The sequence below is a fragment of the Arthrobacter sp. BGA-UO-ETr-C19 genome (assembly GCF_059568005.1).
In genome coordinates this window covers 158,591-180,937 of record NZ_JCAQPC010000009.1, presented here as the reverse complement: position 1 = coordinate 180,937, position 22,347 = coordinate 158,591, and the positions used below count along the sequence as shown (strand labels likewise).

Sequence of the window (22,347 nt, the reverse complement as noted above, 5' to 3'; positions counted from 1 at the left end):
GGTATGCCACCAGTCGCCCACTGGCTTCCTGGACAGCGCACCGTTGTTATAGCCGTCGGACCTTGATGTCGGGGTGGTTCTTCTCGACCCAGTCGGCCATCCGGTTGCCCCTCAGCGTTATGAACTTCAGCGAGGCTTCCTGAACCCTGATGTACTCGTCCTTCGTGACCGGGACGCCGAGGCGGGTGAAGACCTTGTCCTCATCCTCCTCGAGGAAGAAGACGATCTTCCCCTCCGGCGTCACGAGATCCTGGAAGTGGAAGAACTCCACGAACTTCTCGAACGTGCAGAAGAGTTCGAAGAAGTCCCCATAGTTAGTGGTGACGTCGGCGAGGGGGCTGCCAGGCTCCTTGGCGTAGTGGCGCCGGATGCATTCCAGAGTCAGGTCCATCCGGTCCGCAATCCGTATCCGCATTCCCCTGGCGGTGTTGAGGGTGGGCAGGTGTAGTGTCCTGACGGGCCAGATCATGGCGCTGCCGATCGTGTACGGCGGGTTGAAATAGCAGCGCTTCTGCTCCTCACTCAACTCGGCCTTAGCCTCGACCAAGGCCTTGGGCTTCCCCCACCTGGTGTAGGAGTTCGTGATGGCGTCACTGCCGACCGTGAACCACTTGTCGGGCGTCTGCTCGAAAATCAGGTAGTTTTTCCGACGCACCTTGGGATCTTCCGAGACCGCCAGTTCGAACAGCTGCCCCTCGCATAGCTCCTTCTTCCAGAGCAGCTGATGGTCAGCCTTGAGCCGCGGACTATGGGAGTCCGGGTCCTTTCCTGGAGGCGTGGTGTCGAGCAGGTAGTTGAAGGTGATGTCGAAGACGCGCATGGAAGCGAGTGTATGTGCCCGCCTATTACGAACCGCGGAACCTACAGCTGAAACAACCGCAGTTGTCGCAGGCACTGTGCTACTGCGTCGACCAAGGTCCCTCCGCTATCCAGTTCTGCACCCACCCAACCTGACCGGCAACCTGTCTCACAAAAGGATGGTTACGAGACGGTCCTTACTACTCTGCGACTGAGGCTGACGGGGTCGCTGAATCAGGCAAAAAAGTTGCTGCCGGGGCCTCGGTGGTGAGGCTCCGGCAGCAACGGCCGGAGCGATGATGGAGATTGGTCGTGCTACCAGTCCAGTGAGCGTTTGGATGTCTCGGGCAGGCGGGTGCTTGCGATCAGGGCCATGATGCACACTGCGATGAGGTAATAGGCGGGTGAGAGCTTGTTGCCGGTTTGTGCGATCAGCCATGTCGCGACGAAAGGTGCTGTCCCGCCGAAGACTGTGTACGCGAGGTTGTACGTTGTGGCCGAGGCGGTGTACCGGACCTTCGTCGGGAAGAGCTCGGACATGAGCACGGCAGTCACGATGCCGGTCATCACGGCGCCGATGCCGAGCAGAAACTGTCCGACGACGGAGATGGCCAGGTTGCCGGTGCTGCCCATCATGAAGGCCGGGAAGACGGCGGCAATGAGGATAAGGCATGCGCCCATGGTGGTTTTGCGCCGGCCGATGCGGTCCGAAAGGCGACCCATGAAAGGGCACAGCAGGCCGGCGAGCACCTGACAGATGCAACTGGAGAGGAGCGCTGCGGGCTGGCTGAGTCCTCCCACGACCTGCAGGAACGTCGACATGTACGTGGTGAAGGTGTAGAAGGACAGCGCCGTGGCCGCGATGAATGCTGCCAGGGTGAGGATGGTGCGCCAGTGGTCGCGGAACGTTTCGCGCAGCGGCGATGCTGCAACTTCCTCGTCCTCTTCGATGTGCTGGAAGAGCGGTGTCTCGTTCAGTTTGAAGCGAAGGTAGAAGCCAAAGAGGCCCAGGGGAAGGGCCAGGAGGAAGGGGATCCTCCAGCCCCAGTCGCCCATGGCGGCCTGGCCAAGGAGTTGGGCAAGCCCGAACGTGAAGCCGGCGGCGAATGCGAACGACCAGAAGGTACTGACCGGCACGAAACTGGCGTAGCTGGCCTTCTTTTCCCGCGGCGCGTGCTCAATGACGTAGGCGCAGGCACCTGCGTACTCGCCACCGGCGGAGAACCCCTGAACGCATCTGGCCAGCACCAGCAGCAGCGGTGCCCATACTCCCAGGGTTGCGTGGTTGGGAAGCAGGCCGATAAAGGCCGTCGAGCCGGAAATCAGCAGGATCGTCAGCGCCAGAGTTCGCTTCCGGCCGATCCGGTCCCCGAGCCGTCCAAAGAAGATCCCGCCGATGGGACGCAGGGCAAAGGCAACCGCAAACACCGCAAAGGTTTCCAGCAGGGCGGAAGTGGGGTTGCCTCCCGGAAAGAAGTTTTTGGCCAACACCGTTGCCAGGTATCCGTAGACGGCAAAGTCATACCATTCGATGAAATTGCCGATGGCGGCAGCCGTGATGACTTTCTTCATGACCTTAAGGTCAGGGGCTTGGGCTTCAGTTTTCTGAAGAGGTTCGGTTGTGGACATTGTCCGCCTCCTGTAGTGGTGGCCGCCACGGGGCGGGCCTCCTGGAAAACACTGGGACTTATGGGGTGGGTGCGCTTCCCGCGTTGCGGGCCTGGAGTGGCAGGATCCAGAGGACTTCATTGTCGCCGGATATACGAACTGTATTACAGCTCACACCGGCTGGCTAGTGGGCAGAGAGGGATATTTACCGGCTTCAGCGTTGGCTGCCCACGGGTTCCACCCTTCCCATCTTCGAATACGAGTCGTATTATCGAAACGACAGTGAGGCGGTCCGCCGCCACGGCCTCAAGGAAGGAAACCTTCGATGACAGCTACTACGGCAGCCAGCCCGGGAACATTTCATGACGAAAGCGTCGTGATTGACGGGCTCATCATCGCCAAATGGGATCGGGACCTGTTTCTGGACATGCGCAAAGGCGGCCTGACCGCTGCCAACTGCACCGTGTCCGTATGGGAAGGATTCCAGGAGACGGTCAACAACATTCTGGAAGTGAACGAACTCATCGCTGACAACAGCGAGCTCGTACGGCCCGTCCGGACGACCTCCGACATCCGGGCGGCCAAGGCGGAGGGCAAGACGGGCATCATTCTCGGTTTTCAAAACGCCCACGCCTTCGAGGACCAGCTCGGATACATCAGCATCTTCAAGCAGCTGGGTGTGGGGGTCGTTCAGCTTTGCTACAACACCCAGAACCTCGTCGGCACGGGCTGCTACGAACGGGACGGCGGCCTGTCCGGATTCGGCCGGGAGGTCGTCCACGAAATGAACCGAGTCGGCATGCTGTGTGACCTTTCGCATGTGGGAGCCCTCACGTCGAAGGAAGTCATCCTCGAATCCGAAAAACCCGTATGCTACTCGCACTGCCTGCCCTACGGACTCAAGGCCCATCCGCGGAACAAGACGGACGAGGAGCTGCGCTTCATCGCCGACCATGGCGGATTCGTAGGCGTCACAATGTTCGCCCCCTTCCTGGCCAAGGGCATCGATTCGACGATCGAAGACTATGCCGAAGCGATCGAGTACGTCATGAACATTGTCGGTGAAGACTCGATCGGCATCGGTACCGACTTCACCCAGGGGCAGGACCAGCGCTTCTTTGAGTGGCTGACACACGACAAGGGATACGCCCGGCGCCTGACCAGCTTCGGGGAGATCATCAATCCGCAGGGCATGCGAACCATTGGGGATTTCCCGAACCTGACCGAAACGCTGCTCAAGCGCGGCCACCCCGAGGACAGGGTCCGCAAGATCATGGGCGAAAACTGGATGCGCGTCCTGCGCGACGTCTGGGGAGCATGATGGGTGCGCCGCTGGTACCTATCGACGTCGAGCCCGAAACAGGGCGGTGGATGACGGACTCCTTGCCCATGCTCTACCTGCCCGTTCATTTCTTCGTCAACAATCACCTGGCGATCGAGAAGGAACTTGGTGTCGAGCGCTACGCCCGGCTGTTGTACGACGCCGGGTACACGTCAGCCTGGACGTGGTGTGAGCATGAGGCGGAAGTCCACCACCTAGAGGGAGCCGCTGTCTTCGAGCACTACATGAGCCGGCTATCGCAGCGGGGATGGGGCCGGTTCGAGATCCTGGACATTGACCTGGCTGGCGCCACCGCATCGGTGGCCGTCTGGCACTCGGTCTTTCACCGTCCGGATGTGGCCGGCACCCGGTCGGGGGACTACATGTTCACTGGATGGTTCGCCGGTGCCATGGACCAGGTTCTGGCCGCTTCCGGCCGGAATACCCGGACCCGGGCGGAGCAGGTGTTTCATGAAGGACAGACCGAAGCGCCGTATGGCCTATTCCGAGTCCACCCGGTCTAGCCGGACGGACGGCAGAATGTCGCCGCCCAAGTTCACGGCTCCGGTAGGGTTCTGCGTCAGGAAACTGAAAATACGGTCCCGGAACAACAGGACATGGCGGCCGGCGATGCTCTCCGCCGCATCGGGATCCCGGTTCTCGTAGGCGTCGATGAGTTCCCTGTGGTCCTTCTGAACCTGCAGGAAATGATCATGGAGCGAATCCCATGAGGTGGCTCCGCCGAAGGCAAGGTATCCCAGCCGCTGCCCGTGGTCGTGGATGGAGCACGCCAAGCCGCCCAAGTACCCGTTGCCGGAAGAGGTGGCCTCCAGACGATGCAGCTCAGCATTGCTGGAGGCCACCTCGGCAGGACGCTGGCGCTCAATGGCGCGGACTACCTTCGCCTCTGCGCGGCGCAATTTGACGATGTCCGAAGGCGACGCACGAACCGCGAGCAGCCGGCTGATCGTCCGGGCCGTCATCATGTGCGCTTCGAAGAGGCTGGAGAGGTCAAGCAGGTCCAGAGGCTTTATGAAGAAACCACTCTTGCCAGGGTCCGCAACAATAAGGCCCTCGGAAGCGAGGCGGAAAAGGGCCTCGCGCGCGGGCGTGCGACTGATGCCAAGCTTCTCGCTGATCTGCATGTCGTCCACGACCGCCCCCGGAGCGAGCTCAAGTGTCATGAACTGCTTCTTGATCTCGGCATAAGCCCGTTCCATCACAGACCTGGGGCGACCGGCCATCACGTCCATCCTCGTCGTATTAGAGCGGTATACAGAATTCTACTGTAGGCGCCAAAGGCGCGATCAGGGTGCAGAACCGCGGATTTCGCCCAGCCAAGGCTTCCCCTGGCCGTTCCCGGCATACGGAACTGCTAGGGGCCGTTCCTTGAAGGATTCGACTTTTTGCGGGTCGCGTTCGGCTACCGGGGTCCAGCAGCTTTCTCGCAGGCCTGTACCTCGTCCTTGCGCTGCCCTGACCGTGCGCTGGCTTTACGCCGTCCAGCCAGCCCTATTCTGGGACGCTGAAGCAAGCCTTCGGGTCGTCGGCACCGAGCAGGTCGTGACGGAAGGGAATCGCATCCACCGGGCGGGTGTCGGCGAACAGCACCGCCACCGTGAGTGAGTGGACGACGGTGTACCGCGTGAGGTCGTCCTCCCAGGAATGGATCCCGGTGTACTCCTCGACGTCCAGCCCGTCACCGAGCAGACCCCGCTCAGAGAGCAGGTCGTAGACAAGATTCCAGGCGAGATCCATCAGCTCATGGATCGCCGCTTCCACCGTTGGAGCCGTCATGAGGCCATGGTCCCACCGGGCACCGACATCTTTGGGAACCTCGTCCGCGCGTCGGCGCACCCCTGACACTTGGCCGCCATCTGCCTGGCAGGTGGCGGCCGCGAAGGCAAGATACCCCCGTGCACAAGCAGAACAGAGACCAATCGGTGTCCCGGCCTGCCAAAACCCTCAAGGTGTGCTCCGGAGCAGAGCTTGCCGTCGGCCAGATGGCTGAAGCCTGTACAGGGGCGGCATAGCAAGACAAGGCCGGGTAATCGACACCCTTGAATCCCGGAACCTGTTTTGGATAATCGATCCCCGCTGATGGCGTTCGAAGGTTGATTGACACGGAGGAATTCACGGTCCGCAGGATTCCCGCACCTGTCCCGTGAGAGCATCATTCAACACAGCCGATCAGTGTAGGCCCTCGTTGTGCCGTTCACGGGGCGTAGGCTTAGGGAAGGATGTTTCCAAACTCCCAGGAAGCCTGTCGGCCAAGCGCCGGCAGGCTTCCTCATTTTGAGTTGGGCTGAAGCTTATGGTCCTGCAGATCGAGCCCTCCAGAAGGCCGCCGAGCCCGGTCCCCTCTCCACGGGTTCGCCGTTGTTCCGGCCTGTTCGCCATTGCGTCGCCCGTTACCCGTCAGGAGTCGCGCCCATGTCAAAGCTGCCGTGAGGTGATTTTCGTCAAGGAGGTGAGTATTGCGAACTATGGCACGGTGCGTTGCATCTGTCAGCCGGTGTCTGGGTATCCGACGTTCACCAAATTCACCCAATACGTCAAATTCACCAAATTCACCCATATTCACCTGTAGGGTGGTCTGCATGTCAGGCATGGAGAATCCGTTCCGTCCAACGGCCGGGGCCACACCGCCGGAAGTCATCGGCAGGGCTGGGCTTCTTGATGAATTCGAGTATGGTCTTCGGCTCGGCTCCGGGGCACCTGGCTTGCTGTCCATCTTCACCGGGGCACGGGGCATCGGCAAGACGGTCATGCTTGGGGCTGCACATGACGTTGCCCGCGAACATGGATGGGCTGTGGTTTCAGAGACAGCCACCGGTACATTTATGGGCCGGATCGGCGAAAAAATGCGTCGCCTGAGCCAAGAGCTCGGAGAAGGACCTGAATCGCGACGACGTATCACAGCGGTTACGGTCGCCGGGTTCGGGGTCACGACACAGCTCTCACCGGAGCGCCAGGTGGATTGGCGTGAGCTTGGGGAGGATCTTCTCAGACTTCTGGACGAGCGCGGAACCGGGCTCCTCATTACCGTGGATGAAATCCACGCCGCCGACCGCACGGAGCTGTCCCAATTGGCGGCAAACGTCCAGCATTTCATTCAGGACCGGCTGCCCATCGCGTTAATCTTCGCCGGTCTGCCGTCTGCGGTGTCTGACCTCTTGAACGAGGGCGTGGCTACGTTCCTTCGCAGGGCAGACAAGATCGACCTTCACGCAGCCGCGGTCCGCGATGTCGAGAAATCGTTCGCGGAAACATTCAGCGGCGCCGGGATCAGCATCACCCCTGACCTGATACGCCGGGCAGCTGCAGCGACGGGGGGCTACCCCTTCCTTATCCAACTGGTCGGCTACTTCCTTTGGAGAGAAGCTGAAATTCACGACGCTTCCCTCGCACCTGCCGCAGTCGACAGAGCGATAGCAGCAGCCATACGTCGTAATGAGCGCGTGGTGATCGAAGCGGCCTTGGCCACAGCCTCCAAGAAAGATCTGGAGTTTCTTCACGCCATGGCCGCTGACGACGGCACCTCAACAACGGCAGACATAGTTCGGCGAACCGGGTCAAGGCCAACGCTTGTGGCCAAGTACCGCAGCAGGCTGCTTGCGGCAGGGCTCGTCGAGTCAGCCGGCCATGGAAAGGTCATCTTCGCCATTCCCGGCCTCCGGCAGTACCTGCTGAAGAATCCTCCATCCTGACCCACGGCCCCAACGTTCACAACGGAAAGAATCCTGTGCCGCGTTTCGAAGACCTCGCTGCCGCCCGGTAATCGTGGGGAGATGCGTGGGCCGCAGCCAATTGTCCAGAGTTCTTTGGACAATTGGCGGAGGGCTCATCGAATTCCACAGGAATTCCCTTTCCACACTCGTGCCCCTTGTCCCGCTGCCCGCGGTCGTCGGTTGTGCAAGGGCTTAAGCGCCGGGGTCGTGGCCCATGGTCCGGAGCAGGTCGCGGATTGTCATGTTCAGTTGTTCGAACCAGTGTTGGTAGAACAATGGATTCATCTCGTTGAGGGGCGTGTTGTCGAGGACATTCAACATCTGCAGGGCTTGTCCGATAATGTCCGCGTCGTCACCGCCGTTTACTGGCAGTGGCTCAGAGTCACGGGAATCATTGGTCATGGCGCTCCTCTGTCAGCAGGCTGCGGCAGGTGTTTGGGCGGCAGCACGTTGAAATGCCGCCGGGTCTCAGGGACGGTTGTCCATACTTTGACGTCCCACACATCTAATTGTCCAGACACCGTCTGGACAATTAGGAGCCGCTGGCGGCAGTCATGGGTTTGATCCTCTCGATCAAGGCTTGCCTGACAGGGCAGCGCCGCGCCAGAGCAACGGGCCTTAGCGAGTGGGACCGTTCTTCGTTTTCTGTGCGCCCCGGGCAGCGCCCCGGCTTGTCTTCCGCGCGTTGACCGGCGCCTTGCTGGTGAGTGCTGCACGGGGGTGGGTGCCTTCACTGCGTGCTGCTGCGAGCCTGCCTTTTATCTGCTCGTCGGTGGCGGTGCCGGCAAGGGATGCCGCGAACGCCTGGTGATGGGCTTCCGAGCCGTACTCAGCTGCAGAGCTGTTTTCAGCCTTTTCGCCCTGACTTTCGAGTCGTCTGCTGTCGGTGCCGGTGACGCGGTTCTCGATGTCGCGGCCCATGGCTTCGATGCGCGCGAAGAGTTCGGTTTCGGTGCGTTCATAGCGCTGCTCCAAGGGCTGGTCGTGGGTGCCGGTGAAGCCGCCTTCGGCGAGGAGTTTGGCTTCGTGCCATTCCCTGGCGGCGGCCACGAAGGCGGCGTCCTTGAAGTGATCTCCGGCGGCGCCGTTGAAGTTCGCCGTGGTTTCTTCGCGGAGCTGGTCGATGGCGGGGCCGTTGAGACCGTCTTTGCCAATCAGGTACAGGCGTTCCTTCACGATCGTGTCGGCAGCTTCGAGCGCCTCAGGGGTCGTGGCGTCCTGTGCTGTCTGCAGCGCCGCGACCAGGGCGTGGTTGGTCAGGTACCCGGCGGGGACCTGGTGCCGCTCCATGGCAGGGGCGAGCTTTTCGGCTTTGGCCCGGAGGTCTTCGGCCTGGGCCGCGGCGATGAGCGCCATGCCCTTCTCGTGCTCCCGGGCCGCTTGAAGGCGGGCCTGTTCTGCGGTGACTGTTTCCAGCCCGGATTCCAGGTAGGTGGCGTCGGCAGCGATGTCGCGGGTGTCGATGCCGTAGCGGCGGTGAACCTCGTGGCGGATCCGGTCGGCCGCGGCGAGGGCGGCGGGGTCGTGGTCCTTCCATGCCTCAGACAGGACGTACGCGGCGGTGATGTCCTTGGGCTTGACCTGGTGCCACCACTGGTCCGTGTGGACCGGGGCGAGGGCGCCTTGCATCGCTGCCCTCCCGGCCTCGTACCGGGCCTGGGTCTCGTGTGCTGCCTGGGCGTCCTGGTGTTCGCGCTGGCGCAGGGATTCCTGCCGTTGCCGGGCCAGGGTTTCGGCGAGACGGGAGGCGACCAGCAGCGATTGCCGCAGCCCATTGTCCAGGACGTCATCCATTCCATCTGATTCACTCATGGTGTTCCCCTTTACAGTTGGTGCCGGTCTTTTATCGGTCGATGACGGGCCCGGAATCGGGACCGGTGTGCTGACGGGTTCGTGCCGGTGTCGGCGTGGACGGGACAGGTGAGCCGGGGCGGATGGGGGCCATGCCGCGAAGCCCCAGTTCCACCGCCTTCGGCACGGTTGCCTGCCCCGGTATCTGTTCCGCTGCCGTGCGGGCCGGTGCGCCGGCGGTGACAGGTGTGGGCATGGTCGCGGCGAACGGTTTGAGCTGTTCGGTGACAATGGCGCGGATGCGTTGCGCTTCCCTGGTCCGTCCGGATTGTTGGTGCATTTGGTGGATGGCGAAGGCGGTGTTGACCAGCTGCAGCATGAGCGCGGCCTGGGCAGCGGTCCTGTCCTTGCCCGACGCGGCTAGGAACAATATCGCCGTGCCGGTGATGGATGGCAGGGCGATGGGTTTGCTGTGCTCCTTGGGTGTGCGGAGCTGGGCGGTGCGGGACAGTTCAGCGGCCGTTGCGGCCAGCGGCCCGGGCGTGGGTTCGAGCCGGTGGGACCAGGCAGCGAACGCTCCTGCGGTGTCGCGGGCTGCCTTCGCCCACGTGGCGTGATCATCGCGCGGTACCGCCCGCAGCCGCTCCACCAGTTCGGCGGCGTTGCGGGTGTAATCCACCCACAGCTGGGGATCCGGTACTACCTTCTCTGGCCCGTTGGTGTTGGCTTTGCGTTTGTTCCTCGCGGCGGCGTTCCATTCGGCCGCGGCCTCTGTCGCGGCGTGTGGTGTGTCGGCCCAGTCCTGGCGGAGCGCACCGAGGCGCAGGTCGGTGGCGAGGGTGCCGCCGCCAAACCAGATGGGCCGCTCCCCCGGCTTGGGGCGTTCGGCCACGGAGTAGCCGACGATGACGTCGGTGGTGTTCTTCGCGTACCTCGGGCGGACCAGCAGGCCGGTGTCCCTGGCGCGGCGGACGAACTCCGCTTCACTGCCCGACGCGGTGGCGCTGGCACGGACTTTCCGGGCCAAAGACGCCCGGTGCATTTCCCGTTCATCCCGTGCCGCGGTGGCCTTCTCGGCCCGGTCGTAGCCGCGGGTGGCGTGCACACCGGAGAGCTCTTCCAGCCCGTACTTGGTCTCCAGGGCCCGGCAGGTCTTCTGCGCCCGGGCGTAGTCGCCGTGGGTGGAGGCTTTGGTGCCGTCTTCGCGGACCAGGGACACGGCGATGTGGATGTGGTGGTTGCCGTTCTCACTCGTTCCATGGTTCACCGCGACCCACCGGCACTGGGCTTTTCCGCTGGCTTCGGTGAAGCCCATCACATCCACGAAGTCGTTGGCGATATCGCCCCACTGCTGGTCCGTCAGGGCGCCTTCCTCGGCGCGCAGACTCAGCGAGCAGTGCCAAACACTGGCGTCCTTGTACCCGGCGAAGACACGCTCTTTCTTCACCGGATCCCAGCGCATGTCCTTGACCCGGACCTCGACGCCGAACGCCTTGCGCGGCTGGTCCAGATGCTTCGCGATCGCGACCGCGTCGTCCTTGTCCAGGACGCCGTCGTCGTACCAGGCCATGGTCGCCGCATCCCCCGCCACCAGGTGCGGGTCGGTGTGCGCGTTCTTCGTCTTATCCGCATCCGTCGAGGCCAGGTACACCATCAGGCCGGCCATGCGGGAACCGCGGGTGATGTTCGGAATCATCGGCTACATCAGCCCCTCGATCGTCGCATCGATCCGCTTCGCGACTTCACGCACATATGCCAGTGCTGCCTTGGCGTCCTGGGGGAAGTCGTCGCCGGCGTTCGCGTGCCGGGCGATCTGGTTCACGTTGTTCGATACCCGCGCCAACAAGGTATGGATCGCCATCAGCTCCGCCATCGCCGTCTTCCGCTGCGTCGGCGTCTCCGACCCCTCCGACAACGCGGCGGTGATCAGCAGGTTCGGGACCGTGACCCGCTCCCTGGCAGCGCGGGCGACCAGGGCCGCCTCTTCTTCGGCAGTCACCCACACCTCGCGGCGCTTCTTCGTCCCCGCCGGTGAATTCGCCCGGCGCTGCTTGGAAACACGTGACCGCCGCGCACTGTCCTCAGGAACCGTATCCCCCGACAGATTCTCCTCTGGCAACGCACAACCCCCATCCCCACAAACGGCCCAGACCAGCAACCCAACACGGCCCAAAAAGCCCAGCGCAGCGACCCCGGAACCGGGGACCACACGACCCAGTGTGCCAAGCAAACAACCACCGGGCGTGCAGCGACACACCATTTACACCCGTGTAAATGTATAGCTTGCTCTGCCGCAGCCGGGGCTCCACTCTTTCGCGGGGTTGGTCTGGGGATGGGTACTGCCCTGCAGGACGCTTCGCGCCTGGGGTCCATTGAAAACGACTTCGTCGTTCCGTTTCGGCTGGTGAGGCTACTGGCCGGTCCTTCCTTGGCAAGTCTGCGCCGCCGGCTTTCGCGGCATATCCTCGCTCCGCTCCGGTATTCCACGGACCGGCGCCTCCGACTGGCCAATTCCCTCACCGGCCAAGTGCTGTAAAGCGCGCCGAAAGGAACGCGGCAAAAGGGAAGACCTGCCGGCGGGTACAGACGCTGCTGCCCTCCCACCCCGCGCTCCGCGTCGGCACCGCACACTGCAGGCCAGCCTCGGCCCGCAGCGTGACGACGTTTGACCACCGAGATGATCCAAGGGAGACCCAGGCATGGAACCAGACCACATCCGCTACAACCCAGGCACCGGAGACTACGGACACGACTTCCTGCACACGCAGGTCAGTGTCATTCCGGTCCCGCAGCGCAACCACATCTTCACGGCTGCCCAAGAGCAGCGGGCCGAGGATAACTGGGCCGCCGAAGACTACTGGGAACTGGACTACTGCATCGACGCCGTCGCAACCCGGCACCTACAGGAACAGACAGGCGTGAACGCTTTCATCGCCGGCAGCAAAGGGGAAACGGCATACGTGGTTACCCTGGTTCCGGACCCCGTCACCGAACGGCCCTACGACGACGCCTATCTCAGCGGGTCCGACCTCCGGCCGCTGACCGAGGCCCAGGAAGGCCGGCTCCCGGAACTGGCCGCGCGTCTGCGGGACATCGTTCCGAAGAGCCAGCAGCCGCACGTTGAGGACCTCGCCCGAAAGATCGCCCAGGACATCCCCTCGCGCACCGACCTCATCCGCGCTTTCCAACGCACCTCCGTCACCGAGGTGATCGCAGAATGGGAGGCACGCAATGCCCCGGCGGTGGGCCTGGACGACCTGCCGGCAAGCATCAAGATCGCCCGCCTGAATTTCCCCGAACACCAACACGCCGCAGTGAGCCAACCAGCCCAACAGAACGGAGCTCAGCCTGCCCCCAGGACCCTCACCACTCCGGAACCGGGCCGCGGCGCCAGCCGCTGATATCGGGACACAGCCAGCTCTATCCCGGCCGAACACTGACAGGAAGATTAATCTTAGGAACCATGGCGACCATCGACATTGAACAGACACGTAACCAGGCCCGCGCGCTCCTCGACTCGCGCATCGAATCCGTCACTACGCTCGTCAAAACCCGGCAGCGCATTGGCGACCTCAAAGAACAACTCGCCGACGCCGAAAGTGACGACAAACGCGCCTACGTCCGCGCCACCAAAGACGGCTGGAGCGCAGAGGAACTGAAGAAACTCGGACTCGAACCGGCCGCTGCCGGACGCCGGCGAAGGAACACGGCCAAACCCGCCCCGGCGACGGACACTCCCACCCCGCCACACGGCGACCCCCTTCACGCCACAACCCACAACCAGGGGTAGCACCCCGGGGTCATCTCAGGGACCAGGACCACGACAGCCAGCGCACCACTGGCGTCGCCTGGGTTTCACGCGCCGTGCCCCAGGAAACCGGATAACCTGGCAGCACGAAGGACATTCCTCCCACCCGGAACCGGCATCTTCCGCAACAGCAAAACGCAGTGATCGTCACGGATTCGTCCGTGACGATCACTGCGTTTTGAGCCATCGTTGGGTCGCGTGCAGGTCCCTGCGTGCCGCGTCCTGAACAGACCCCCGTCCCCTTAGCCGTTCTCGGTGTCCTCGTCCGTATTGAGCTGGCCTGAGTCGATGCGCATCCTGGTCTCCTCATAGGCGTGCTCCAGGTACGTGGCCAGGTCATCCTCGCTGACCCGCCACGTACGTCTCCCGCCCAGTTGCACGGCACGCAACTCACCCGAGGCCACCAGTGCCCGCAGTGCGGGCATGCCGATGTTCAGGATCTCCTGGACCTGGACCAGGGTGAGCATCCTCGGGAAACGGGCCGGTCCCGCGGCCGGCGTGGCGGTGTTCTTCTCTGCCTGTCCGGCCATGGTCAGCTGTCCTCGTTCCTGTGCTGGAGTTCGTCCCGGGTGCGCTGCCCGCGGCGCAGTGCGCCGGGGGGAACCGGGTCGAGTTTATTCCCGCCGTTGTATTTTCGCTGGATCCGTTTGACGTCCCTCATGGTGGCACGGACGATGAAGTCCGATGCGCTGGCCACGCCGCTTTCGTGTTCCTTCGCCACCAGGTAGGCGGCCCGGACCTGCTCGGATTCCTCTTCCGTGAAGTACGGCGTGAACGCGGCAATCCTCGCCGGCTTCCTAGGCACCGGACTGACCTTCCGTTCCGGCCTCCGGCGGTGCCTCCGGGGTGATGCGCTGCAGCAGCGCGTCGTGGGCCTCCTGCAGGGCCCCGGCGCGGGCCTCGGCCGCCGCCGCCCTGGTCGCCGCCGCGGCCGCCGTCCCGGCCGCTTCACGCTCGGCCGCCTGCGCGCGTTCCAACTGCTCGGCCGCCGCGGCGGCCTCGCTTTCGAGGGCAGTGATCCGTGCCGTGAGCTCGGTGACGGCAGCGTCCTTCTCGGCGACCGCCTTGTCCAGATCGGTGACGAGCTCGGCCACCTCGGTGTTCAGGTCCTTTTTCTCCTGCGACCAGACCGCTTCCGCGGCAGCATGCCGCTCATTGGCCAGAGTGGAGGCCTCAGCCCAGCACGCCCCCGCCAGCCGGGCGGCCTGTTCCAGCAGGGCCGCCGGCGTCGCGGCGACCTGTCCCCCGGCAGCCTGTTTCTCCTCGGTCCATTCCTTCAGGTACCGCGTCGCGTCAGCGTTGCTCACCCCGGCGGCCGCGCGGACCGTGGACACCGTCGGGCGCCGCTCGGCGCTGATCTGCTCAGCGGCAGCAAAAACCCGGTCTTTCACACTCAACGCCACGGCGGGAACCCTTCCAAAACAGAAAAGTAGTAGGAGTAGTAACAAAACTACTCCTACTACTACGCATATCTCAAGCCTTTCCGCCGCGGGCCCCCTCGTCGTAGGGCCCACAGGCTGGGGGGCGCCGGCCGCATCGCCAGCACCCCCGCCGACGGATCCCTCCGGTTATTCGCTCTTGTACACGGGTATCTCGGTGATGACCGGAGGGGCGATGACGCCGCCAGGGTTGGCCCGAAGGCCGAACCAGGCATCGTCGTCGGCGTACTGGCGCGGGCTGATCGTGAAGCCATCAGCCGGGTGCGGCGTTTCCGTTTCCGGTTCCGGTCCCGCATCCTTCCGGGCTGGTTCCGGGCTGGACGGCCGGGCAGCGGGTGTGGCGGCCGTGTAGCGCAGCGACAGGCCGACCTCTTCAATCTCGAGCTCCAGGACGGTGCGCTTCTCCCCTGCCTTCGTCTCATAGGTGCGGGGCTTCAGGACGCCGGAGGCGACCACCCTGGAGCCCTTGGCCAGGGACGCGGCGGCGTTCTCGGCCGCCTCACGCCAGATACTGGCCCGCAGGAACAGGGTGTCGCCGTCCTTCCATTCCTTGGAGGCCGGGTCGAAGGTCCTGGGCGTGGAAGCGATGGTGAAGTTCGCGACCGCCGCCCCGCCCGGGGAGTGACGGAGTTCCGGGTCGCTGGTGAGGTTGCCGATGACCGTGATGCTGGTTTCGCCTGACATTGGTTTCGTATCCTTCTCTGCTGGTTTCGTATGGGCGGTGCGATGAGGGGGTATTTAGGCTTCGCGGACGCGGCCGGCGGCCGCTTCGATGGCGATGATCTGCTCGATCTTGCCCGGATTGAGTCCGGACCAGTGGTTTTCGGTGCCGTCCTTGTCGTAGACGACGACGGGGACCTGGGAGTAGCCGAGCTCTTCGGTGATGTACTCGAAAGCGGCCTGGTTCGTCGTGACGTCCACTTCGTGGAATTGCAGGCCGGCCTCAACGAATTTCTGCTTGGTCTTGGCGCAGCCGAAGCATCCGGAGGGCTTGGTGTAGATGGTGACAGTCATTTCTCAGTCCTTGGTTTCGTATCACTTTGGTTAGGTTCGTCTGTTCTGTACTGCTGCTTCTATTCTAGCAATCATTCAACTGAATGAATAGCTATTTTACCGCTATTTCTAGACGTTTCCCGGCCCATAAAACTGGAGTGTACGCGAGGTGGGCCCGTCAGCAGTCGGCGAATAGCCACCGGCACGTGGTCCTCGGAATAGAGCCGCCGTAGAAGTCACTACGACTCCTACCGGAGCGGGCCGCTGCTGACCGGGCCAGCCCGCTTCCCGTGTCGTCCACGGCGTGTTTTTTATTCACGAAGCCTCAGCCGTTCCGGTGTGGCGACACAGCATTCCCGGGGGCAATGGCAGGGTTAACCCGGAAGGGAGCCGGCGCGTGGCCGGCTCCCATCGGGTTCCTCTGCAAAAGAAATCTGTGATCAGTCTAGCCCGCACCGTCGTTGTTGCCCGGCCTTTGCGTGTGTGGCGGCGCGGCACACGGCCGGGTCCCGGGCGTCGTGCGGGGACCGGCGGTCCGCCGCTGGTGATCGCTGCTTGTGGTTCGCACCGGCGGCGGACCGCCACGATTCTGGGAGGTGACGTGCCCGCCCTGCCCTGAGTGTCCTGCCCTGGGTGCCCGTTCTGTGCTGGGTGGCCGGGCGGCGTGGGATGCGCCGCCCGGCCCGCTTGGCTTCTCCCTACTCCGTGGTGGTGGTTTCTTTGCCGCTGTCGAGGATGATCTGTTCGACCTCGCTGGCGGTGTAGCTTCTCCGGACTAGTGACTATGGTCAAGACTCCAATGAATGCGCCCTCGCAGTTCCTGTCAACAAGACTCCGAAATGCCCGGGACTTGACGCCCCGCCGGCCCCGGGAGGAAGGTTGTAGCGTTAAACGTGTGGGGAGATTTTTGGGTCAGGCAGAAGGCCCAGCTGCAACAGCCCATGGCCCCCGAGACGGGGAACATCAAGGAGACGCTGTCCTGATGGACGAGTATCGGCAGCAGCAATCGGCGCAGGCGGCTTACTTACTTTCGGACCTGGACTCGTTGGAGGCTTGGCTCGCTTACTACGAGGTCGGCGGTCAGCTCAGTGAAGCGGAAATTGATGCCTATTTACACGGGCTAATGTCAATTCCCGAGTTGCAGCGCGACCTGATTGCTGAGGCACTAAACGATCACCTGACTGCACAAAATATCCCTGAGCTCGCGTCATATGCAGGAGATAAGGACGCGTAATTTAGCCACTGACCGTGACTCGGGACCAAAACCAAACCGGCCAGAGACGATTCATCTGGCCCTTAGCTGCCCTTCCAGCAGCCAGGGAAGCCTTGAGACATGGTGAAGGACCGTAACGCCGTAAGAATTAATGGGGAACCATGCATGATCCGCGCCGGATTGGGTACTACTTCTTTGAGACCTGCACGGCCAAGAGATAAGAATCGCATCCGCGCTGGGGGGATTGGAAGCTCTCCGGAGTCCGGACGATACATGATGTGAAGTTGTGGCCGCTGGCCACCGTGGGACAGGCCGCTGTCAGGATGTTGGGACCGTCGGCATTCCAAGCGACACTTGCCTGGCCATCTGTGTGAGCTTGTCCCTAGCGGCGTTCAGGCTGATCTCTATCCCTTCGAGTTCGCCCAACCATCCGCGCTCCCCGGCCTCGGCCCTCCGGTTTTCGAGGGCTTCGATCAGTTCTTCCAGACGGGGGCGTTGTGTCGGGTCGGGGCGCAGCATGGGGCATCGGATGCAGGCGTGCTCGTGAATGCATGGCGTCCCGTAGGCCCTTCCGCAGCTTCCGAGTTCGACCTTCCTCTTTTTGAAGTGTTCGTGGAACTCCCTTATCTCTGCTTCCGTGGGTTCGAGGTAGTCATTGGGTGGCCGCAGTGCCCTGCGCCTGTCGAGGAAGCCTCTGAAATGCCGGAGGGTCTCCTCATCGTTGATGGCTGCGTACCCCTGGGTTGTGGAGATGCTTTGGTGGCCCATGAGCTTGGCGAGAATGTGTATGGGCAGGCCAGCGGATAAGGCTGAGGTGGCGAAAAGTCTTCGAAAGTCGTGGGGTGTGAATTTGTAGTCGTCGCCGTTCTCGTCTTTGAGGCCACCCCTGATGATGGCGTCTTTGATGGCGATCCTGACCCAGGCGGTGGACATGGTTCGGCGTTCGCTTCCGGTGTGTAGCTGGAATAGGTGCGGAAGGGGCGGGCTGTAGACGCGTTCGGCTTCGTCGTAGCGGACTGCCAGGGGCACGCGTCCGTCCGCTGTGGCGATTCGTCTCTTGACGAGCGCGAATACGTGAGCGAGTTCAGGAGAGATGAGGAGTATCCGTTCCCTGTCCGTCTTTGAGGGAACGATTTGAAGAAGGGGAAGGGCTTCCCCGGTTTCGGGCAGTCGGTAGATGGAGAACGCATGGGTGGTGATCTCGACCAGTTCTTCGATCCGGACGCCGGTCTCGTTCAAAGTGTTGATGAGCGCCCAGCTCCAGAAACAGTTGTCTTCGAGCTGCGTTAGGTCAAAGCGACGTTCAAAGCGGCCGCCAGTTACCCAGACTCGTCCTGAGCCGCGCGGTGCGTTGATTGTTCTCCGCCTCATCTCGCAGCGCCGGTAGGTGATTCCTTGATGTTCGAATTCCTGCCCTTGGTCCGCCGCGGTTCCGGCCGCTAAGAGCGCTTGAGCATCTTTGAGTTCCTGGGCGGTGCTGGTCAGCAGCTTCGGCAGCAGCGGGCTTAGATCCCGGATCCTTTGATGGATTCGGGCTTGGGTTCGACGTTTGTGTTTGGTGGCGCCGGAGGTATCTTCACGTGTCAGGAACGAAGGGGCAGCCCATTCGGCCCAGTAGGCGTCGTCCGTGGCCCACGATGCGATGTCCAGATACAGGCCCCTGACGATGAACAGTGTGCGGTGCTTGGTCGAGATGGGCTTGTCTGTGAATCGGTTGAGCCAGGCTCGGCCTTCCTCGAAGCTGATGCGCAGGCTGTTGGCTTCGGGGTTGTGGGCTTCGATGTCGACCCAGAAGTTCTTGACCAGTTCGTAGACCATCCAGCGAAGGGTGGAGTAGTCCACCGATGGTTCTCTGATCTGGAGGTAGCGCACCAGCATGTCTCTCACCGGTTTGCTTCGGATTCCGTAGGAGTCGACCATTTCGGGTACGGAAGGCCGCCTGCCGGCGACGGCCTGCAAAAGTCCTGGCGTGGTGGAGTCGAAGATCCCGACATCTTTAAGCATGGCCCAGGCATAGGTGAGGCCATCGGGTTTCTGACCCCGGCCGATCTGGTAGTCCCGGAATTCAAGCAGATGTTCCGGACGCAGCTCCTGCAGGGGGACTCCGGTGTGGGCCAGCACTTTGGTCATGACCGTGATGCCGTTTTCGAGGTTCGACGGTCTCACCTGCAGCGATAACCCGTGTTCGGTCATCTGAGTGAAGAAGTCGGGATGCCTGTTTAAGCGGATCCGGTGGAGCCTCGGTGATCCCTCTCGAAGCCAGGTGTAGCTAGGCCGGATCACGTCCAGGGCTATGAGGTCGGCGATTCCATTCGCGGATTCGAATGCTGCCCGGTTCAGGTAGATCCCCTTCCAGGGAGATCCGAGCCGGTCCTTCCAGTCATGCCCAGGGTCCTGGCAACCGGCATTTTGCCACCGCTGCTGCCAGGTCTGCCCTTCGAATTCATTCAATCCCTTCAGGATGACGCTCACGCCCCGGACCGTTACTGTATCTGCGCCCGCGAGGCTCTTCGCGTGTTCAATCAGTTCGTCCTGTGTTGCCAGGGAAAGGCGTGGCATGGAGTCTTGCGGGTCGCCTTTCGGCTCTGAGGGCGGTGCGGCAACAGGGGGTGAGGGGACATAATCCCGAACTATTGCCACTCGTTACCTCCAAAAAGTTCCGTCATGTCTGCGGCCGAGTATGGCGATGCGGGTGCAGGAGCCGACTGAGGATTTCGCTTTGCTACAGCTCGCAAGATGAAGTGCTGGTTCACCCGTTCGATGACTTCGTCCTCACGGAGCCGTAAGTAGGCTTCGGTCGTGGTGATGTGAACATGGCCGAGAACCGCCTGGATATCCGTGAGGGCGACGTTCGGGTCTCGTGCCATCCGGATGGCGGCCGTGTGGCGGAAATCGTGGAGGGTCCAGTTAGCACCCAGGACAGTGTTCACACGGCGAAGAATGCCCCTGGCTGCTTCATAATTCAGCGGCCGGTAGGGCTTTCGTAGAGTCCACCAGGCAGCGGCCCCTGGCCGGATTAAGTCTTCGGGGAGCGATTCCTGATAGAGCCGAAACCATCTGAAGGCCTCGTTGGACGCGGGGATCCGTTGGAGGGCTCCGGAGCCCTTGCGCACGACGGAGATGCATTGTTGCCCCACATCGACCATTCCGTTGGTTAGTCCGACGAGCTCTGAGGGCCGGGCGGCGCTGGAGACATAGAAGGCGACCAAGGCTCTGTCCCTGTCCGTTCCGAGCTTGGTAAACAGGTCCTCGAAGGCCTTATCGGGGATGGAGCGGGGTGCTTGGACGGGGACCTTTTGACGGTAGTCAGCTCGAGGTCCTTGCCGGAATTCCTCCTCCGGGTTGTGGTGGGCTCCGAAACGGCCGTAATAGCCGGCACGCTCCGGCACTGGATTCCGCAATAACCCGGTCAGGGCTCGCCGGTGGAAGTCGTAGAACGCGAAGAGCACTGACAGATTGTGGTTGATGGTTCGTGGGGAGTACTGATCGCTCAGATGCGGCTTGCCCGAAACTTCGTTGACTGCCGGCACCGGCCGTCGTGGCCGCGCAGGGTTTTTCGTCGATGCTCGAAGCATCGTCACGAATTCCCGCACGTCATCGCGGGTCACCCGATTCCAGTCCTTGCCAGAACCCCACAGAAAGCGGAACCATCTCAGGAGGTCTCTGGCATATGACTCCACGCTCGACGAGCTCATCCCCCGGGCCCAAAAGTCTTGCAGGTATTGCTGCACGCTCGGTATTGGCCGATCCTCGGGATCGCTGACTAGCCAGTATGGTGCCACCAAAATCGCCTGGACCCGGCCTCGAGAACTATCTTCGTCGAGAATGTCCTGACTCTGCGTACCCATGCCCGTGACTCCATTGTCCGTTGGTCGTCCTAAAGCTAACGCGCTTAGTCCGGTCAACATATCCCCAGGTGACGAGCTGGGTCAGGTAGTCGCGGTGGGTCTGGCTCGGGGACCGCCATGAATCCTTGGCGATCGTCTTCTCGTACCCTGCGCAGACGAGTGCGATCAGGGCGACCTCGGGCCGTGCCGTGGTCTTTCCGACGTGGTCCCGCAGGGGGTTCCAGCCCCACCGGTCACTCTCTTCGACCTTCGCCCCGACCATGTCGGTAGCGACCTTGCCGTCGTAGCCGCTGGCCGTTTCGGGGTGGTGGGTGATGGCGTGCACGGTGAAGTACTGCCAGCCCTTGGGTGCCTGCTTCCTGGCCAGCAGGGTCTTCACGAAGTCACGGCGGACTGTCGTGGCTGACTGCATCAGCTTGTTGTTCTCGATCAGGGTCTTCCGCTCCGCTTTCTGTTCCTCGGTCATCGGACCCTTGGCCGAGGACGGGGCGCCGTAGCCGGTGTAGCGGAGGGTGTACCCGAGGTCTTTCCACCCGGCGATGACGGGGACGGTGGAGTGGTTGCCGTTGTAGGCGGTGGTGATGGCTACGGCGTTGGCGTCCTCCTCGGTGGCCGGTTCCCCGTCGGGCCGGTTCAGTGAGGACACCCTGACGTTCTCGCTGTCCCCGTCATACCCTGCCGTGTCGACGACGGTAGTTCCTGCCGCTTCCAGCTCTGCCCGCAGGGTGGCGAGGGCGGCGGCCCGTTCGCGGCGGTCGCGCAGCTGCTGGGTGACGTGGACGAGCATGTCGGGTTCGTCCCGGATGACCGATTCGAGCTCTTCGGTCGCGTCCTGGTCGTTCTCGAATTCGGCGAGGATGAGGGCTTCGTCGATGGTGTAGCCCTTGCCCAGGGCGGCGTTGCCGGTGTCGGTGGACTTGGCTTTCAGGGCGGATTCCACGGTGGTCCTGGTCCGGCCGGTTTTCTTCGCGATCGCGGCGGCGGAGACGCCGATCAGGGAGAGCTGGTGGTAGGCCTCGGCCTCGTCCGCTTCGGTCAGCCCGGCGCGCTGGATGTTCTCCACCACCTGCGTCACGATCCGCTCGGCCTCTTCCGGTGACTCGATGATCATCACTGGGATCAGCGGGCGCTCGGCTTCAACGGCGCCGCGGGTGCGGCGCTGGCCCATCAAGACATGCACGGTGCCGTCGTCCTTGCGGTGGGCGATGACCGGTTCCATCACGCCGTGTTCCCTGATGCTGTCCACGAAGTCGCCGGTCAGGGCGGCATCCCTGCGGACATTGACATCCACGGTCAGGGTTGCCGGGTCGAGCATTTCCAGTACGGGTGCTGTGGTTGTTGCTGTCATGGCTTTGGTGTCCTTTGCAGAGGATCTTCGGTGGGTGGGGCGGTGCATGGTGACCGGCCAGCTCCCCCTGTCCCTCCCGACGCTTCTATGTCTTGTCAAGCGGCTGGAAGGCGGGTGCGGGCCAGGTTGTTTGCCGATGGTCGGGCGGCTTAGGTGACCGGCCAGCGTCCCCTCTCCCCCGTTGTTTTGGCTGCTGGCGAAGCTTGCGGAGCTGTGGCCGACGGAGGCCTGTCTACCCGCAGGGCAAGGGGCGGGAAATTCCCGGAGGAAATCAGCGACGAAGGAGCGCCGCAGGGACATTTACTGAACCGCAGGCCCCGACGAAGGAGGGGCTAGACCGGCCGGAGCGGACACGTACAATCCGTCAGGACAGCAGCCAAAACTGAAAAGCGCTTCTACAGCCCGAGCGAAGCGAGGCCCTTTTCAGGGTTTAAAGGGCTGAGGCCGGC

At 62.8% G+C, this 22,347-nt stretch carries 22 protein-coding genes; 6 read left to right on the top strand and 16 right to left on the bottom strand.

Annotated features, from left to right (window positions below; genetic code table 11):
* Positions 1-46: 46 nt before the first annotated feature.
* Together AC57BR_RS05350 and AC57BR_RS05345 are read right to left on the bottom strand one after the other, a co-directional pair.
* Positions 47-820, bottom strand: a complete 774-nt coding sequence (locus AC57BR_RS05350; RefSeq protein WP_496358717.1) for a DUF6994 family protein — start codon at positions 818-820, stop codon at positions 47-49.
* 293 nt (positions 821-1,113) lie between these two features.
* Positions 1,114-2,427 carry an MFS transporter gene (locus AC57BR_RS05345; RefSeq protein WP_496358716.1) on the bottom strand — a complete coding sequence of 438 codons (1,314 nt, stop codon included), beginning with the start codon at positions 2,425-2,427 and terminating at the stop codon, positions 1,114-1,116.
* Between the two features lie 304 nt (positions 2,428-2,731).
* Here AC57BR_RS05345 and AC57BR_RS05340 point away from each other — a divergent pair, with 304 nt between their 5' ends.
* Positions 2,732-3,727, top strand: a complete 996-nt coding sequence (locus AC57BR_RS05340) for a dipeptidase (protein WP_496358714.1) — start codon at positions 2,732-2,734, stop codon at positions 3,725-3,727.
* A complete protein-coding gene (locus tag AC57BR_RS05335) occupies positions 3,724-4,251 on the top strand; it encodes a DUF5943 domain-containing protein (protein WP_496358713.1) in 528 nt (175 codons plus the stop codon). The genes AC57BR_RS05340 and AC57BR_RS05335 overlap by 4 nt, the downstream gene beginning before the upstream one ends.
* Here the strand turns inward: AC57BR_RS05335 and AC57BR_RS05330 are convergent.
* Both AC57BR_RS05330 and AC57BR_RS05325 read right to left on the bottom strand, forming a co-directional pair.
* On the bottom strand, positions 4,228-4,980 hold the full coding sequence (locus AC57BR_RS05330; RefSeq protein ID WP_496358712.1) for a GntR family transcriptional regulator: 753 nt from the start codon (positions 4,978-4,980) through the stop codon (positions 4,228-4,230). The two genes, AC57BR_RS05335 and AC57BR_RS05330, sit on opposite strands and share 24 nt — an antisense overlap.
* A 259-nt stretch (positions 4,981-5,239) precedes the next feature.
* Positions 5,240-5,524, bottom strand: coding sequence for a hypothetical protein (locus AC57BR_RS05325; RefSeq protein ID WP_496358711.1), 285 nt, complete (start codon positions 5,522-5,524; stop codon positions 5,240-5,242).
* A gap of 803 nt (positions 5,525-6,327) precedes the next feature.
* Here AC57BR_RS05325 and AC57BR_RS05320 point away from each other — a divergent pair.
* Positions 6,328-7,437, top strand: a complete 1,110-nt coding sequence (locus AC57BR_RS05320) for an ATP-binding protein (RefSeq protein WP_496358710.1) — start codon at positions 6,328-6,330, stop codon at positions 7,435-7,437.
* Between the two features lie 213 nt (positions 7,438-7,650).
* Here AC57BR_RS05320 and AC57BR_RS05315 read toward each other — a convergent pair whose 3' ends face one another.
* From AC57BR_RS05315 to AC57BR_RS05300, 4 genes are all read right to left on the bottom strand, one after another.
* Positions 7,651-7,860: a hypothetical protein gene (locus AC57BR_RS05315; RefSeq protein WP_496358709.1), complete on the bottom strand. Its 210-nt coding sequence runs from the start codon at positions 7,858-7,860 to the stop codon at positions 7,651-7,653.
* A 216-nt stretch (positions 7,861-8,076) separates the two neighbouring features.
* A complete protein-coding gene (locus tag AC57BR_RS05310) occupies positions 8,077-9,270 on the bottom strand; it encodes a hypothetical protein (protein WP_496358708.1) in 1,194 nt (397 codons plus the stop codon).
* Positions 9,271-9,301: 31 nt separating this feature from the next.
* Complete coding sequence (locus tag AC57BR_RS05305) at positions 9,302-10,945, bottom strand: relaxase/mobilization nuclease domain-containing protein (RefSeq protein WP_496358707.1); 1,644 nt, start codon at positions 10,943-10,945, stop codon at positions 9,302-9,304.
* Between the two features lie 3 nt (positions 10,946-10,948).
* Positions 10,949-11,248, bottom strand: a complete 300-nt coding sequence (locus AC57BR_RS05300; RefSeq protein WP_496358706.1) for a MobC family plasmid mobilization relaxosome protein — start codon at positions 11,246-11,248, stop codon at positions 10,949-10,951.
* A gap of 700 nt (positions 11,249-11,948) precedes the next feature.
* Here AC57BR_RS05300 and AC57BR_RS05295 point away from each other — a divergent pair.
* Together AC57BR_RS05295 and AC57BR_RS05290 are read left to right on the top strand one after the other, a co-directional pair.
* A complete protein-coding gene (locus tag AC57BR_RS05295; RefSeq protein WP_496358705.1) occupies positions 11,949-12,650 on the top strand; it encodes a hypothetical protein in 702 nt (233 codons plus the stop codon).
* Positions 12,651-12,712: 62 nt separating this feature from the next.
* The gene (locus AC57BR_RS05290; RefSeq protein ID WP_496358704.1) at positions 12,713-13,039 is read left to right on the top strand and encodes a hypothetical protein; all 327 of its coding nucleotides are present in this window, start codon (positions 12,713-12,715) and stop codon (positions 13,037-13,039) included.
* Between the two features lie 260 nt (positions 13,040-13,299).
* On the opposite strand, the gene AC57BR_RS05285 is transcribed toward AC57BR_RS05290, so the two are convergent.
* The 5 genes from AC57BR_RS05285 to AC57BR_RS05265 all read right to left on the bottom strand — a co-directional run bounded on the left by AC57BR_RS05285 (position 13,300) and on the right by AC57BR_RS05265 (position 15,510).
* Positions 13,300-13,587, bottom strand: coding sequence for a helix-turn-helix domain-containing protein (locus AC57BR_RS05285; RefSeq protein ID WP_496358703.1), 288 nt, complete (start codon positions 13,585-13,587; stop codon positions 13,300-13,302).
* Between the two features lie 2 nt (positions 13,588-13,589).
* Positions 13,590-13,862 (bottom strand): ParB family protein, encoded by a 273-nt coding sequence (locus AC57BR_RS05280; protein WP_496358702.1) that lies wholly within the window; start codon positions 13,860-13,862, stop codon positions 13,590-13,592.
* On the bottom strand, positions 13,855-14,460 hold the full coding sequence (locus tag AC57BR_RS05275) for a DNA-binding protein (protein ID WP_496358701.1): 606 nt from the start codon (positions 14,458-14,460) through the stop codon (positions 13,855-13,857). The genes AC57BR_RS05280 and AC57BR_RS05275 overlap by 8 nt, the downstream gene beginning before the upstream one ends.
* A gap of 165 nt (positions 14,461-14,625) precedes the next feature.
* A complete protein-coding gene (gene ssb, locus AC57BR_RS05270) occupies positions 14,626-15,180 on the bottom strand; it encodes a single-stranded DNA-binding protein (RefSeq protein WP_496358700.1) in 555 nt (184 codons plus the stop codon).
* Between the two features lie 54 nt (positions 15,181-15,234).
* Positions 15,235-15,510, bottom strand: a complete 276-nt coding sequence (locus tag AC57BR_RS05265) for a glutaredoxin family protein (protein ID WP_496358699.1) — start codon at positions 15,508-15,510, stop codon at positions 15,235-15,237.
* A gap of 961 nt (positions 15,511-16,471) precedes the next feature.
* Here AC57BR_RS05265 and AC57BR_RS05260 point away from each other — a divergent pair.
* A complete protein-coding gene (locus AC57BR_RS05260; RefSeq protein ID WP_496358698.1) occupies positions 16,472-16,723 on the top strand; it encodes a hypothetical protein in 252 nt (83 codons plus the stop codon).
* A gap of 297 nt (positions 16,724-17,020) precedes the next feature.
* On the opposite strand, the gene AC57BR_RS05255 is transcribed toward AC57BR_RS05260, so the two are convergent.
* The 3 genes from AC57BR_RS05255 to AC57BR_RS05245 all read right to left on the bottom strand — a co-directional run bounded on the left by AC57BR_RS05255 (position 17,021) and on the right by AC57BR_RS05245 (position 21,898).
* Positions 17,021-19,174, bottom strand: a complete 2,154-nt coding sequence (locus AC57BR_RS05255; RefSeq protein ID WP_496358697.1) for a tyrosine-type recombinase/integrase — start codon at positions 19,172-19,174, stop codon at positions 17,021-17,023.
* 158 nt (positions 19,175-19,332) lie between these two features.
* Positions 19,333-20,550, bottom strand: coding sequence for a tyrosine-type recombinase/integrase (locus AC57BR_RS05250; protein WP_496358696.1), 1,218 nt, complete (start codon positions 20,548-20,550; stop codon positions 19,333-19,335).
* Positions 20,513-21,898 (bottom strand): ParB/RepB/Spo0J family partition protein, encoded by a 1,386-nt coding sequence (locus AC57BR_RS05245; RefSeq protein WP_496358695.1) that lies wholly within the window; start codon positions 21,896-21,898, stop codon positions 20,513-20,515. The genes AC57BR_RS05250 and AC57BR_RS05245 overlap by 38 nt, the downstream gene beginning before the upstream one ends.
* Positions 21,899-22,347: the final 449 nt, after the last annotated feature.